We start from the raw sequence: 13,243 nt of genomic DNA on the forward strand, positions 1-13,243 counted from the left end.
CCTTTAGCTTTATTTTAAAAATATTTTTTTATTTCCGATACACTCCCACGTTATAAGTTTACTTCATTTTTGAGTAAAAAACAACCTTTATTTATTGAAAATAGAATTATTTATAACCATATTTTAGATTGTTTCTGAAATTTAAACTATCTTTATCTGAAATTTTAACTTCTAAAAAAATAAACTACGCCTCATATAGTAGAGCGTAGCTTATTTTTTTATTACTTGAATAAAAATGGATTCTACCCTTACATGAATTCCTATTTATAACACTTTTTACTCTTCTTTGTGCTGAAATTATTTATTGCTGAAAACTATTCTAAGTTTGATGACGTTTTACCTCTCCTTTATCATTTCCAACACTTCTTCAGATTCTATCTCTTGCATACACTTATAATTATTGTTACATTTTGGTATTCTACCCCACAAATCATAACATGGAGTACATTTTAAATTTTCCTTCCAAATATATGAGCTTCCTTTATTTAATGGGGCTTTTTCTATAGGATTTGTAGGTCCAAATATTGATATAATATTATTATTAACAGCACTTGCTATATGCATAGGTCCAGAATCATTACATATTATATAGTTGCACCTCTTCATTATTGCTGCACTTTCTTTTATAGATGTTTTTCCAGCTAAATCAATTATATCTACATTTTTTATATTATCTATAATTCTTTTATTTATTTCTACATCTTTTTTCCCACCAAATAAAATTATTTTGATCCCTTTATTTAGTAGCTTTTTTATAAGTCCTGTATATTTATCTATACTCCATCTTCTTAAACTATCATCTCCAACTGCAGGATTATTCGCTCCTCCAGGGACAATTCCGATTACTTTTTTATCCTCTAATTTCATACTCTTAAAAATAGTTTTTGCGAAATATATATCTTTATCACTTAAAAAAATATCCATTTTCACATCTTCTTTATTATATTCCAACCCAAATAAATTTAATATATCTAAATAATAATATATTTCATGTTTTCCACCTACATACTTTATATTTTTATTATTATATTTTCCATCTCCATATCTATCAAAACCATATCTTTTACCACCTATCGCCATAGCAAATAATGATGCTAATTTATGTTTATCAAGTACTACTATTGTATCATATCTATTTTTTCTCATTTTTAAAATAGTTTTTAATATATATATATAATCTTTTTTCATAAATAATTTTTCTTCTGAAAATGTGTATAAATCATCAATATATCTATTATCTTCCAATACAGATTTACTCCAATTTCCAACTAAATAATCAAGCTGAATATTTGGCATATTTTTTTTTAATTCTCTAATTAAAGGTGTCGTCATCAATACATCTCCTATTGCTCCTGAACGTATAATTAATATTTTTTTCATATTTCACCTCTTTATTTTTTTCAATAAATCTCTACTTTGACTATCATTGATTTTTTCTAATATTTTTATAGCTTTCTCTTTTTCTCCTTCTGTATATATTATAAGTGCATAATTAACCATTGCTGTTGGAATAGTTTTTACTTTTAAGTATATTTTTTTTGCTTTCTCTAATTCTCCTAATTTCTGATATGATAGTCCCTCATAAAATAAAGCTTCCTCACCTACTGCTCCTTTTAATGAATTTAATGCCAACTTTGCTTTCCCTTTTACTAAATAATATTTCGCTTTCAAAACTTTATATCTTGTTTCCTCATAATGAAAATCTTTTAATTTTTCTATTACTCTTCCTAATTCCTCTATTCTATTTATTCTAAAAAAATATTCTCCAAGCATAATATACCCATCATAATTAGATTTATATTCTAAAGATTTTTTAGCAAAATATGCTGCTTTTTCAAACTCTTTCTGTCTATATGTAATCATTGATAAAATTAAATATTTTCTATAATCATTATCTTTTAAGTTTTTTATAACTTCTTTCCCTTTTTTCATTTCATTATTTCTAACAAGATAATTTGCATAATTATAAACTATTCTTGGTTTTTCTCTATTTTTCAAAAAAATATCATGCCATAAACTTTCTCCAGTTCTATACACTTTATTTCTATTAATTGTGATAAATATTAATATTATTAAAATTGGAAATAATATATAAGCTGTCTTATTTTTTATATTTTTCATTATTTCTCCTTTATTTTATGTTTTATCTCTCTAAATAGTTCATTCACTGTAATTAATTTCATACATTTATAATTATTTATACATTCTTTTACCTCTCCTAAATGAACATTTATACAAGGCGAACATTCTACTTTATGATACAATGATATATTATTATCTCCTAACGGCCTAAATCTATCTGGTAAATTTGCTCCAAATAATCCAATTGTATCTGTTCCCATTGCTGCTGATATATGCATAGGTCCTGTATCATTTGCAATATAAATATTTATACGCTCTAACAAATAAAACAGCTGTTTTATAGTCAACTCATTTATTAAATTTATATAATTTCCTTTTAAATTTTTTTCTATTTTAGAAAACAGTTCAGCTTCATAATTGGTTCCTGTAAAAATAATTTCTACATTATTATATTCTGCTTTTATTCTATTAAATAATTCAGCAAAATTTTCTTCATTCCATCTTCTTCCTAATCCAGTTGGTGCACTTCCTATATGAAATCCTATTAAAATTTTATTATTTATATTATATTTTTCTAATTTTTTCTCAACTTCTAATTTATCTTTTAATTCATATTTTAGTTTTACTAATTTTGTGGGGTAATTTTTCTCTTTAATCAAATTAAAATATACTGCCGAACAATGAATTTTATCATTATATAACAATTTTTTATCATATATAAATTTTCTTTTCCCAGTATTAAATCCTATAAATATTTTTTTTTTCAAAATTGCTCCTAATAATACTGATATATTCATAAAAGGCTCAAAATCATATATTATATTATATCTATTTTTTCTTAATTCAAAAATCACATTTAACAATTTGAATATATTTTTATAATTAAATATCTTAATTTTATTTATATATTCAATTCCTTCATATACGCTTTTATTATTAGAGGTACATAAAACATCTATTTTATATCCTTTTTCAAATAATCTTTTTATTGCCGGAATTGTTAAAATTGATTCTCCTATTGCCCATAATTTTATTATTAAAATTTTTTTATTGTTTTTATCTCTGTTTTCTATATTCCCTCTATTTTCTCTGTTTTTAATCTTTTTTAATGGATATAATAAATATAAAAACAGTATTATAATATATTTATCTATAAATTTAATAAATTTTATCATAATTTTCTCCTTATTTTTTTCATCTTAATTTTTCAATTTTTACTATTTAGGAATGGCTTAAAAATAACATTCCCATTTTGTTATAAAATACGCAATGTTTTAAGCGTTTTTATAACAAAATATGAGAACATTATTTTTTAAACGTTCTTTACTTCTAACTCCCTATCACTTCTAATCTCATTTTTCAAAATGGATAACTCTTGTGCTAAATTCTTTATTTTATCTTCATATGTAGAAATTTTTATTGAAATATGTGCTGAATAAATCACAAGAAATATTATCGCTCCAAAAAACAGAGTATACACAGGATTAGAAATACCTATTAAATTATTTAAAAAACTTATTAAATTTGGAAAAAGTGATATTATAAAAAATATAAATCCCAAAATTAACCATAATAAAGAATATTCCTCTTTTAATTTCCTATCTCTTACTAATTTTATTATAAATCCAAATATCAATATTCCAATAGCTCCAAAAAACAACCTTAAATCCCATCTCATCTAAATCACCTCTATTTTATAGTTTTCTTATTAACATTACTAAAATTGAAAGAAACATCTTAAACACATAATAAAGTGGTCCAATTATTCCGCTATGCATTGATTCTTTATTGCTTAATTCATACATCAAAACTGGCACTTCATTTATTTTTAATCTTTTTTTATATAACATTATCAAAACATCTGCATCAGGATAGTCTGTTGGATAAATATCTTGGATAAATACTTTTAAAACTTTTCTATTAAGTCCTTGATATCCTGTTGTAATATCAGTAATTTTTTTCCCTATTATTGTTGAAGTCACCCAAGAAAATAGCCCCATTCCTATTTTTCTAAATAGAGTTGGATTATAATTTGATCTATTTTCTAAAAATCTAGATCCTAAAATAAGATCCCCTTCACCATTTTTTAAAGCTTCATAAATATTTTTTATATTCTCTGGTTCATGTTGCCCATCAGAATCAAGTTGAATTACATATTTATACTCATTTTTAAAAGCATATTTATATCCTGTCTGCAATGCTGCTCCATAACCCATATTGAATACATGATTTATAACTTCTGCTCCTGCAGATTTTGCTATTTCTTCTGTATTATCTTTTGATCCGTCATTTACAACAACTATTTTACTTTTTATATCTATCTCTTTTAAAACTGTACTTATTTTTTTTATTACTTTTTCTATATGTTTTTCTTCATTATATGCCGGTATCAGTATAAGTAATTCTCCCATAAAAAAACACCTCATTTCTTAAATTTACTCTCCCTCTTTATTATCGGCTATATCACTATTATATTTAAAAAAAACAGAAAGAACTCTCTCTTTCTGTTTTTTTTATTTAATTCATTTTTTTAATGTACCTAATTTTAATTTATCCTTCTTCCCTGTAATTTGATATAACCATTTTAATCTCTTATATAATTTAGAATCCATTCTACCAATTTTAACACATTGTTCAAAATAATTTATTGCTTTATCATATTTTGAAAATTTCATACTAATATTCCCTAAAAGATAATTTCCTCTATAATTATTTTTTACCTCTAATCCTAAATTAGCAAATTTTATTGCTTTATTATAATTTTTTCTTATATAATTTGCTTCTGCTAAATAATTATACATTTTAGCACTTTTTTCTATTTCCAAACTTTTTAACGCTGTTTCTTCTATTTTATCTAATTTTCTCAATTTTTCAAATATTTTTATTTTTATCTCATAATTTTCTATATCTTTATTATATCTTGAAATTGCAATATTTATTGATTTTAAAGCTTTATTATAATCTCCTGTCTCCAAATAAATTTTAGCTCTATCTTTATACGCTTCATAATAATTATCTATTTTTAATATTTCATCTATTTCTTCTAATGCTAAATTATATTTTTTCTCTTTCAAATAAACTTCAACTAAATTATATCTTGGTCTTACTTTATTTGGTGTATATTTTATATTTGTTTTCCATAATTTTGATTCATTTTTCCATTCAAAATTTCTATTAATAGTTAATCCGCTATATATCAATAAAATTATTATGAATATACTATTTTTTATGATTTTACTTTTTATAATTTCATCTATAAATAAAGTTATAAACAGTATCACTCCAACAGATGATATATATACTCTGTGCTCAAAGCTCAAATCCTCTATTGGTATAATTGTTGAAGTTACAAATATTCCCATAAAAAATAAAAATATCGAAAAACTATATAAAAACTTTTTTTTATATAGATAAATAATTAAAAATATAAGTACTAATAAAATAAAAAATGGAAACAGAACATCTATGTTAAAAAATGAATTATCCACTTTAAAATCGTAATCTATTCTTAATTTTAACGGCAACAATATAAGTGCAATATAATATACTATAACTTTAAATTCAGAAATAAAATATTTCCCTCTTGTTAAATCAGCATTAGCTTGTTTCATATTAAAAACTTTTCCAATTTGATTATTTCCATTTAAAGCAACCATTATCTTAAATAAAATTGGAAGAAAAGCTATAAAATAAAAAGGAATTATTTTTTTTATATTTTTATAGTCAATAAATGTTAATACTAATGGTAAAGTTATTACAATTTCTTTACACCTTATTCCTGCTAAAAAAGATATTATAGCCAAGATATAATATCTTTTTTTATCTGTTTCTCTATTTTTCAAATATAGGTATAATGTCAAAAAATAAAATAGTCCAGATAACAAAACCATTCTCTGAACTATTAAATTTAACGCTTGTGTTTGAATTGGATTAACTAAAAAAATTAATGCTGCAAAAAAAGATGCTTTCTCTTTTTTAGTAAATATTTCTAAAAATTTATAAACAGTAAATGCAGTTAAAATATGTATTATTATATTAAATATATGATAGCCTATTGGATTCTCTCTACCTATTAAATAATTTATTGCAAATGTAAAATATGCAAGCCTTCTATTGCTACTATATTGCAAAAATACATCTTTTAATGCAGAAAAAATATCTCTTATTTGAGGGTCATATTTTAATGAAACAGAGTCAAATACAAATCCTACTTTTAATGTATTCATATATAATATAAATCCTAAAACTGAAAAAAGCAAAAATATCAGTAAATTTTTATTTTTAGCCATTTATAACTCCTCTTTATAGTTCATAATTGTTCCCAAATAACATTTAAATACAAAAATAGCATAGCTTATTTTCTGAATAAATTTATACTTTACTATTAAAATATAAATCCCATTTTCAAGCCATTCCTAAACAATTGAATCTCCATCTACAAATTTTTCATCATATTTTAAATTACTTATTTTCATTATTGTCGGTAATATATCCACAACCTTTATTTCTTTTTCAGATGTATTTATGCAATTACTAAAGAATATGCCGTAACTACCTTCATATTCAGGAAATGTACCATGTAACCCTTTTATTGTTGACCTTACAGGTGAAAAATAATCAGGAAATTGTCGGATTCCACCTTCTACTACTCCTATTATCTCTCCAAATTTCTCTTTTTCTTTAAAATTAATTTTATATTTATCCAAAAGGGTATCATTTAAATATCTAACACCTTCTGTATTATTTAAAACTTCTATTATTTTATCTTTAACTCCATTATCTTTAGTCCAAAATCTAGCAAATGTTGTATCAAAAAAAGCTATAAAATCTCTTGGTTGCTCTAATCCTGCTTTTTTTAGTGGAGTCTGTATATCTACAAATTTTTCAACATTATACATACCGTGATCTGAAAATATAAATAAATTTACATCTTTAAACTTTTCCAAAGCTTCCTTATAAAGAGATTTTACTTTTTTGTCTATTTTACTCATTAATTCCTTTATCTCTTTTGAATTAGCTCCATATTTATGTCCATATCCATCAGGCTCATAAATATAAAAGCTATCTACAGTTTTATCACTTATTTTTAGTTCTTCCAAACTTGTTACATTTTCAAAATAAGTATTTTTAGTTGTAGCATAACTTTCATATGAGACACTATTTTCATCTAAATAATCATATAATGTCTTTAATTTATTTCCTTTATTCCCCATATTAAAATATGGCAATATATCTAATGGAATTGAAGGTGGAACTTTTATAACTGTTTCTCTAAAAAATTTAGGTAAAAACTTTTTATATTTTTTAGGCGTATAATAATATGGTACTTTCATAAATGCAATTGCATATTTTCTCAAGAAGTCAGTTGGAATTAATTTTAAAAATTTAGTCCATTTAAAAATAGAATTTTCTTCATCTTTATAAAATACAACAAATTTCCCTGTTTTATCTTGATAGCATCCTGTATAAATAGAAGGATGTATTCCAGAACTATATCCTAAAAGAGTATGTAATTTCAAAAAAGTATTTTTTTCTTTCAGCTCATATAAAAATGGAGTATACTCTTTTGAAATATAATCAGGTCTTACTGCATCAATCATTATAATTAAAGTTTTTTTCATATTTGCCCCCAATTCATCTTCTAAAGAACGTTTAAAAAATAAGTTTCTCATTTTTTGTTATAAAAACGCTTAAACCATTGCGTATTTTAAAACAAAATCGGAAGGTTATTTTTAAGCCATTCCTAAATTATTACTTTTTTTCTATTTATTTTTTCCGTCTCTCTTTTCTTAATTTCATAGTAGAGTTTAAAAAGTAATGTTCAAAAAAAATCTTTCTCTAATTTGCATTTTTCAATTCTAAAATATCCTCTTTAGTTAATCCTGTGATTTTAGATATTATTTCTATATCCAGTCCATTTTTTAATGACTCTATTGCAATTTTTTCTATTCCTTCTTTTATTCCTTCTTTTATTCCTTCTTTTATTCCTTCTTTTATTCCTTCTTTTATTCCTTTTTCCCTTCCCTCTTTCCTTCCTTCTTCCAACCCTTTTTCTATTGCCGTTCTCATTTCCTCATTTCTGTCCATTCTTAATTTTCTCTCTGCTTCATAAACTTCTCTCTCTTGGTCATCTAAATACATTATCTCTAGTTTTTCTACTGCTTTTTTTATCTCTGCTTCTTTTATTGCTTCTGGCATATTATTTTTACTCATTTCATAGGCTTTATTTAGAAAAGTTATCCATCTATCTAATAAAGTTTTTAACTCTTCATAACCTTTTTTAAATTTCCTCATCTCTATAAAATATAATTCTTCATAGTCTAAATCTTCATATACCTCTTCTGTTTCAAAATCTTTTAATACTATTCTTCTTAAATATCTATCATCATCAAAATAATTAAAATCTAATAGATGTATCCCTATTGTCTTTTTTAATTCTCTATAATCTGATGCTTTTTCTATCTGTCCGCTATATACTTTACTCCAATAATATAATGCTCTTTTCCCATAAAATCCCTGCTCCGAAATTTGCATCTCTATATCATACCATATTCCATTTTCATCTACTGCTTTTATATCTAATATACTACTTTTTCCTGATAAATAGCTTGATAGGTTATATGGATTTTTTATTGTTAAATCTTTTATCTTTGTTTCATTTTCTAATACTGCATTTATAAACGATAACAATATATCTTCATTCTCTTCACTTCCAAATAATTTCCTAAAAACCAAATCAATTTTCGGATTATATCTACACATATTACCACCCCTTTTAATTTTTTCACATTCACAATAATATGATTAGACCCCCAAAAGGTAGTTTTCTAAAATCATACCACTACATATAGTTTCGTAAAAGCTTTCGAACACTATATGTAGTGGTATGAAGAAAACTAAATACCTTTTTGTGGGTCAATCATAATATTATAACATATTTATTTTTTTTAGTGTAGTATATTTCGAATATAGGTGATATCTTGAAAGGGCAAGGAACTAAGTTCCTTACCCTCTTAAGATATCCTTGCACTAATTTTCATCTTTTCATTTAAAAACCTCTCCAGCCTCTTTATACCACAAAATCAAATCTAAATACTCCATAGGAACTCCTATCTCTTTAGAAAACTTAACCATCTTCTCTTCAATATCCAAATATATTTTTTTAGTCATACTTTTTGGAACTTCATCGATTACTCCAGATAAATTTAAATTTTTCAAAATATGCCTATCTAAAATTGCTAAATTCTCCACAAATCCAACATTTCTCAGAAAATGCCCAGCTTCTTTATATCCTATCCCTTTAATATTTTTTACAATCCATTCCCTTTTTTCATAATCATTACCTAAATTTAATAAAAACTGTTTTATTTTAAATTCCCCTTTTTTCAAAAATTGCTCTCTTGCTAATACCAAGTATTCTGATTTACGATTCCTAAATCTTACTACATTTAAATATTCATTAATCTCTTCAGCTGTCCCATTAAAAAGTATGTCATTGCCTACCATTTTTTCTATTGCACTCCAGGCACTTCTAGCTTTTGATTGAGGTGTCAATACACAAAATGCAAGCTCTATAAAAATATCTTTATCTGTTCCAAATTTCCATTTATTTTTAAAATCCTCTATTCTATTAATAAATATATCATGTTCATCTTTATAAATCTTTAATATTGTATCCCTCATATTTTACTCCCATTTCTTTTCTTTAAACATTCTTCACATATTCCTTTGAAATATATATGCTCTTCATCAATTTGAAATTTTTTTAACCCTTCTCCAAAACTTTCTGGAACTTCTATATTTACATCATATACTTGCCCACACTCTGTACATTTAAAATGCCCATGCAAAGATATATCTGCATCATATCTAGTCTCATTTTCTTCTATTGTAATAATAATCGCTATTTTTTTATCTACAAATAATTTTAATGTATTATAAACTGTAGTTTTAGAAAGCGTTGGTATCTCTTCAACCAATTCTTTATAAATTTGATCCACTGTAGGATGATTCTTTTTTGTTATTAAATAATTAAATATTTTCATTCTCTGATAAGATGGCTTTATATCGTGACTTTTTAGATATTCGCTAACGTCTTTTATAATCATACCCATTTTTTTCACCTTCTTTCTTTTTATTTTATTTCTTTGTTATTTTAACATAGGAACGGCTTAAAAATAACCTTCCGATTTTGTTATAAAATACGCAATGATTTAGGAACGCTTTAAAAACAACCTTATCTTTTTGTTTCAAAATACGCAACGATTCAAGCGTTTTTATAACAAAATATAAAAAAATACTTTTTAAATGTTCTTTAAGCGTTTTTATGACAAAATATAAGAAACTTATTTTTTAAACGTTCCATACCCTAAATTATATTAGGGCGTTATAAATAACGCCCCTACAAAATTATTAATTCATTTTCTCATTTTGTCTTCTATATTTCATCTGTCTCCATTCACACTTATCCCATGGTTAAAACATTATTTTATCTTTTATCTTTTTCCTATTCTATTTATTCCCAAAATATCTTTTTAATAATCCTGCAAAAGCTGATCCATGTCTAGCCTCATCTTTACACATTTCATGAACAGTATCGTGTATTGCATCATATCCTAATTCTTTTGCTCTTTTCGCCAATTTTAATTTACCTTCTGTTGCTCCATATTCAGCTTCTACTCTTTTTTGAAGATTTAATTTAGTATCAGCATCTACTACTTCTCCTAATAATTCTGCAAATTTTGATGCATGTTCTGCTTCTTCAAATGCTATTCTTTTGTAAGCTTCTGCAACTTCAGGATACCCTTCTCTATCTGCTTGTCTACTCATTGCAAGATACATTCCTACTTCTGTACATTCTCCAGTAAAATTAGCTCTTAATTCTTTTACTACATCTTCATCCAATCCTTTTGCTACTCCTATTCTGTGTTCATCAGCCCAATTTATATTGTCTGCTGAAAATTCTAATTTTTTAAACTTTGATTTTGGAGCATCACATACAGGACACTTTTCTGGTGCTTCCTCTCCTTCATATACAAACCCACATACTTGACATACCCATTTCATAAAATAATACCTCCTCTTTTTTTTATAAATTCTGATTATATTTTTATTTTACTGAGTAAAAACACCTTTTAGGAGAAAAAATCTTTTCCTCTTTTTTTAATTTTTTTATAGCTTTATCTACCTCTTTTTTATCTATTCCTGTTTTTTCTGCAATCTCTCCGCCTTTTAAAGGCTCTTCTGATTCATCTAACGTTTTTAAAACTAATTCCACAATATCCATAAGATTAAAACTCCCTTCTAATGTTTTAAATACTTTTTATAAAAATGTAATCTTTACAAATTTATTATACTTCTTTTATTGGGGTTTGTCAATAGTTTATTTTTATAACTTTGAACCAAAGAACGTTTAAAAAATAAGTTTTTTATATTTTGTTATAAAAACGCTTAAATTATTGCATATTTTAAAACAAAATGGGAATGTTATTTTTAAGCCATTCCCAAATAAAAAAAGTTGTTTTCTTAATATTTTAAACTCATCTTAATTTTTATATCTATTTCTCATTTTTTAATTTTAAAATTTTTTCTTCACTTATTCCAATTTTTTCTGAAATTGTTTTTATATCTAAAACATCCAATAAACTCCTTGCTATTTCGAGTTTTCCTGCTTCTATTCCTGCTTCTATTCCTTTTTCTATTACGGACTTAAGTCCTTCCTCAACTCCTTTGACAAATCCTCTTTTCTCAGCAGCTTTTTTTGCAGCTTCTTCATCTCTTATCCATTTTAACCTTGCTTCATAACTCTCTCGCTCTTCATAAGTTAATAACGTATCATCCAATAATTCTACCGCTTTTTTTATTCTTTCTACTACTTCTACTTTTTTTACTTGCTCTTTTTTTGATACTACTAAATTTGTTAAGTCTATTAATAGTTTTTTATTTGATTCTGTCCAAAATGATTTTTTAAACGCAAAATCTATTCTTGAATTTATTCTACACATTAATTTTCCTCCTGCTTTGTTTTTAAGAACGTTTAAATCATTGCGTATTTTAAAACAAAATGGAAATGTTATTTTTAAGCCGTTCCTTAATAATAATTTATTCTTAAAATAGTTATAACTTATCCTACTCCCCTACATCTATTTATTGATTTTCCAAGTTTCTAGTGCTAAATAGAGCATCACAGCATTTTCAAACTTCATTGGATTTGAGCCAGTTATTTTTTCTATCTCTTTTAACATTTTACGAATTTTACTTCTATGAATATCTAGTTCTTTTTCAACTTTTGATAATACCATATTATTTTTATAAACAGTTTCTAAAATTCGTATTATATCTACATGATTTTCTTCTCCGTATTCAATTATATTCTTTACATAGTTATTTATTTTAATTTTCCCTATCTTATCCACATTGTCTATTAACATATACATACCAACATTACTATATTCATATACCAATTCTGATTTTAAAAATTTTTTTCCAAGCTTCATATATCTTTCACTGTCATTATATGAGTATCCCATTGCTTCCAATCCAGGCATATCATAAGTATCCCCTATTGCAATTTTGTACTCAAAATTTAAATTTGAAAATATTTCTATAAACGGATTTATTATTTTTTTCTTTATAATATTTTTATCTGCAATTGTAGTACATAATAAAAATTTATTATTACCCACATAAGAAAGTATATCCTCTTTTTTTAATACATTTTTTACTGCCATATATAATCTTTTTTTGAATTTCTGAATTATCATATCTTTTTTATTTTTTAACATAGCATACATATCTTCTATTTCTATTAAAACTGCTACTCTTTTTACATAAAAATCCAATCCTAAAATCTCACTTCTATTCAATATTAAATCAATATTTTCAAATTTAAATTTTATAACATCATTCACAAAATTTTCTATTGCATACTCTTTCAATTGCTCATCATAAATCTCTTTTAAATACTTAAACATTTTTTTCTTTAATTTATCATTTGAGTTCAACCTAAAATAGGTCCCCTCCATTTCTATCAAACTATTTTCTTCTTTTTCTTCTTTTTCTGATTCTTCTACTACTTCCAGCTCACTTCCAAATATCTTTTTGAGCTCTTCTATCATAATAAAGCACCTCCTAAAATATAATGTATTTTCAAATATTATCT

At 24.5% G+C, this 13,243-nt stretch carries 14 protein-coding genes; all 14 read right to left on the reverse strand.

Annotated features, from left to right (window positions below; translation table 11 throughout):
- Positions 1-336: 336 nt before the first annotated feature.
- The 14 genes from waaF to RDY08_RS08680 all read right to left on the reverse strand — a co-directional run bounded on the left by waaF (position 337) and on the right by RDY08_RS08680 (position 13,199).
- Positions 337-1,380, reverse strand: coding sequence for a lipopolysaccharide heptosyltransferase II (gene waaF, locus RDY08_RS08615; RefSeq protein ID WP_307903968.1), 1,044 nt, complete (start codon positions 1,378-1,380; stop codon positions 337-339).
- A 3-nt stretch (positions 1,381-1,383) separates the two neighbouring features.
- Positions 1,384-2,121, reverse strand: coding sequence for a tetratricopeptide repeat protein (locus tag RDY08_RS08620; RefSeq protein ID WP_307903969.1), 738 nt, complete (start codon positions 2,119-2,121; stop codon positions 1,384-1,386).
- Complete coding sequence (locus tag RDY08_RS08625) at positions 2,121-3,257, reverse strand: glycosyltransferase family 9 protein (RefSeq protein ID WP_307903970.1); 1,137 nt, start codon at positions 3,255-3,257, stop codon at positions 2,121-2,123. The genes RDY08_RS08620 and RDY08_RS08625 overlap by 1 nt, the downstream gene beginning before the upstream one ends.
- 137 nt (positions 3,258-3,394) lie before the next feature.
- Positions 3,395-3,760 carry a DUF2304 domain-containing protein gene (locus tag RDY08_RS08630; RefSeq protein WP_307903971.1) on the reverse strand — a complete coding sequence of 122 codons (366 nt, stop codon included), beginning with the start codon at positions 3,758-3,760 and terminating at the stop codon, positions 3,395-3,397.
- 16 nt (positions 3,761-3,776) lie between these two features.
- Complete coding sequence (locus RDY08_RS08635) at positions 3,777-4,493, reverse strand: glycosyltransferase family 2 protein (RefSeq protein ID WP_307903972.1); 717 nt, start codon at positions 4,491-4,493, stop codon at positions 3,777-3,779.
- A gap of 111 nt (positions 4,494-4,604) precedes the next feature.
- On the reverse strand, positions 4,605-6,371 hold the full coding sequence (locus tag RDY08_RS08640) for a tetratricopeptide repeat protein (protein ID WP_307903973.1): 1,767 nt from the start codon (positions 6,369-6,371) through the stop codon (positions 4,605-4,607).
- A gap of 126 nt (positions 6,372-6,497) precedes the next feature.
- Positions 6,498-7,703, reverse strand: coding sequence for an alkaline phosphatase family protein (locus RDY08_RS08645; protein ID WP_307903974.1), 1,206 nt, complete (start codon positions 7,701-7,703; stop codon positions 6,498-6,500).
- 217 nt (positions 7,704-7,920) lie between these two features.
- On the reverse strand, positions 7,921-8,844 hold the full coding sequence (locus RDY08_RS08650; RefSeq protein WP_307903975.1) for an Rpn family recombination-promoting nuclease/putative transposase: 924 nt from the start codon (positions 8,842-8,844) through the stop codon (positions 7,921-7,923).
- A gap of 282 nt (positions 8,845-9,126) precedes the next feature.
- Positions 9,127-9,765 carry an N-glycosylase/DNA lyase gene (locus RDY08_RS08655; RefSeq protein WP_307903976.1) on the reverse strand — a complete coding sequence of 213 codons (639 nt, stop codon included), beginning with the start codon at positions 9,763-9,765 and terminating at the stop codon, positions 9,127-9,129.
- Positions 9,762-10,196: a Fur family transcriptional regulator gene (locus tag RDY08_RS08660; RefSeq protein ID WP_307903977.1), complete on the reverse strand. Its 435-nt coding sequence runs from the start codon at positions 10,194-10,196 to the stop codon at positions 9,762-9,764. Before RDY08_RS08660 ends, RDY08_RS08655 begins: the two co-directional genes overlap by 4 nt.
- A 397-nt stretch (positions 10,197-10,593) precedes the next feature.
- Positions 10,594-11,148, reverse strand: a complete 555-nt coding sequence (locus tag RDY08_RS08665) for an NADH peroxidase (RefSeq protein ID WP_307903978.1) — start codon at positions 11,146-11,148, stop codon at positions 10,594-10,596.
- A 43-nt stretch (positions 11,149-11,191) separates the two neighbouring features.
- Positions 11,192-11,368, reverse strand: a complete 177-nt coding sequence (locus RDY08_RS08670; protein ID WP_307903979.1) for an HTH domain-containing protein — start codon at positions 11,366-11,368, stop codon at positions 11,192-11,194.
- Positions 11,369-11,639: 271 nt separating this feature from the next.
- Positions 11,640-12,086, reverse strand: a complete 447-nt coding sequence (locus RDY08_RS08675; RefSeq protein ID WP_307903980.1) for a PD-(D/E)XK nuclease family transposase — start codon at positions 12,084-12,086, stop codon at positions 11,640-11,642.
- 138 nt (positions 12,087-12,224) lie between these two features.
- Positions 12,225-13,199, reverse strand: a complete 975-nt coding sequence (locus tag RDY08_RS08680) for a PucR family transcriptional regulator (protein ID WP_307903981.1) — start codon at positions 13,197-13,199, stop codon at positions 12,225-12,227.
- Positions 13,200-13,243 lie beyond the last annotated feature (44 nt).

This window comes from Haliovirga abyssi (assembly GCF_030295325.1).
Lineage (GTDB): Bacteria > Fusobacteriota > Fusobacteriia > Fusobacteriales > Haliovirgaceae > Haliovirga > Haliovirga abyssi.

Bases quoted from the DNA above. Each gene is read 5' to 3' on its own strand.
- RDY08_RS08660 (WP_307903977.1), bottom strand. From the start codon at position 10,196: ATGGGTATGATTATAAAAGACGTTAGCGAATATCTAAAAAGTCACGAT.
- RDY08_RS08620 (WP_307903969.1), bottom strand. From the start codon at position 2,121: ATGAAAAATATAAAAAATAAGACAGCTTATATATTATTTCCAATTTTA.
- RDY08_RS08680 (WP_307903981.1), bottom strand. From the start codon at position 13,199: ATGATAGAAGAGCTCAAAAAGATATTTGGAAGTGAGCTGGAAGTAGTA.
- waaF (WP_307903968.1), bottom strand. From the start codon at position 1,380: ATGAAAAAAATATTAATTATACGTTCAGGAGCAATAGGAGATGTATTG.
- RDY08_RS08655 (WP_307903976.1), bottom strand. From the start codon at position 9,765: ATGAGGGATACAATATTAAAGATTTATAAAGATGAACATGATATATTT.
- RDY08_RS08670 (WP_307903979.1), bottom strand. From the start codon at position 11,368: ATGGATATTGTGGAATTAGTTTTAAAAACGTTAGATGAATCAGAAGAG.
- RDY08_RS08645 (WP_307903974.1), bottom strand. From the start codon at position 7,703: ATGAAAAAAACTTTAATTATAATGATTGATGCAGTAAGACCTGATTAT.
- RDY08_RS08675 (WP_307903980.1), bottom strand. From the start codon at position 12,086: ATGTGTAGAATAAATTCAAGAATAGATTTTGCGTTTAAAAAATCATTT.
- RDY08_RS08625 (WP_307903970.1), bottom strand. From the start codon at position 3,257: ATGATAAAATTTATTAAATTTATAGATAAATATATTATAATACTGTTT.
- RDY08_RS08665 (WP_307903978.1), bottom strand. From the start codon at position 11,148: ATGAAATGGGTATGTCAAGTATGTGGGTTTGTATATGAAGGAGAGGAA.
- RDY08_RS08630 (WP_307903971.1), bottom strand. From the start codon at position 3,760: ATGAGATGGGATTTAAGGTTGTTTTTTGGAGCTATTGGAATATTGATA.
- RDY08_RS08635 (WP_307903972.1), bottom strand. From the start codon at position 4,493: ATGGGAGAATTACTTATACTGATACCGGCATATAATGAAGAAAAACAT.
- RDY08_RS08650 (WP_307903975.1), bottom strand. From the start codon at position 8,844: ATGTGTAGATATAATCCGAAAATTGATTTGGTTTTTAGGAAATTATTT.
- RDY08_RS08640 (WP_307903973.1), bottom strand. From the start codon at position 6,371: ATGGCTAAAAATAAAAATTTACTGATATTTTTGCTTTTTTCAGTTTTA.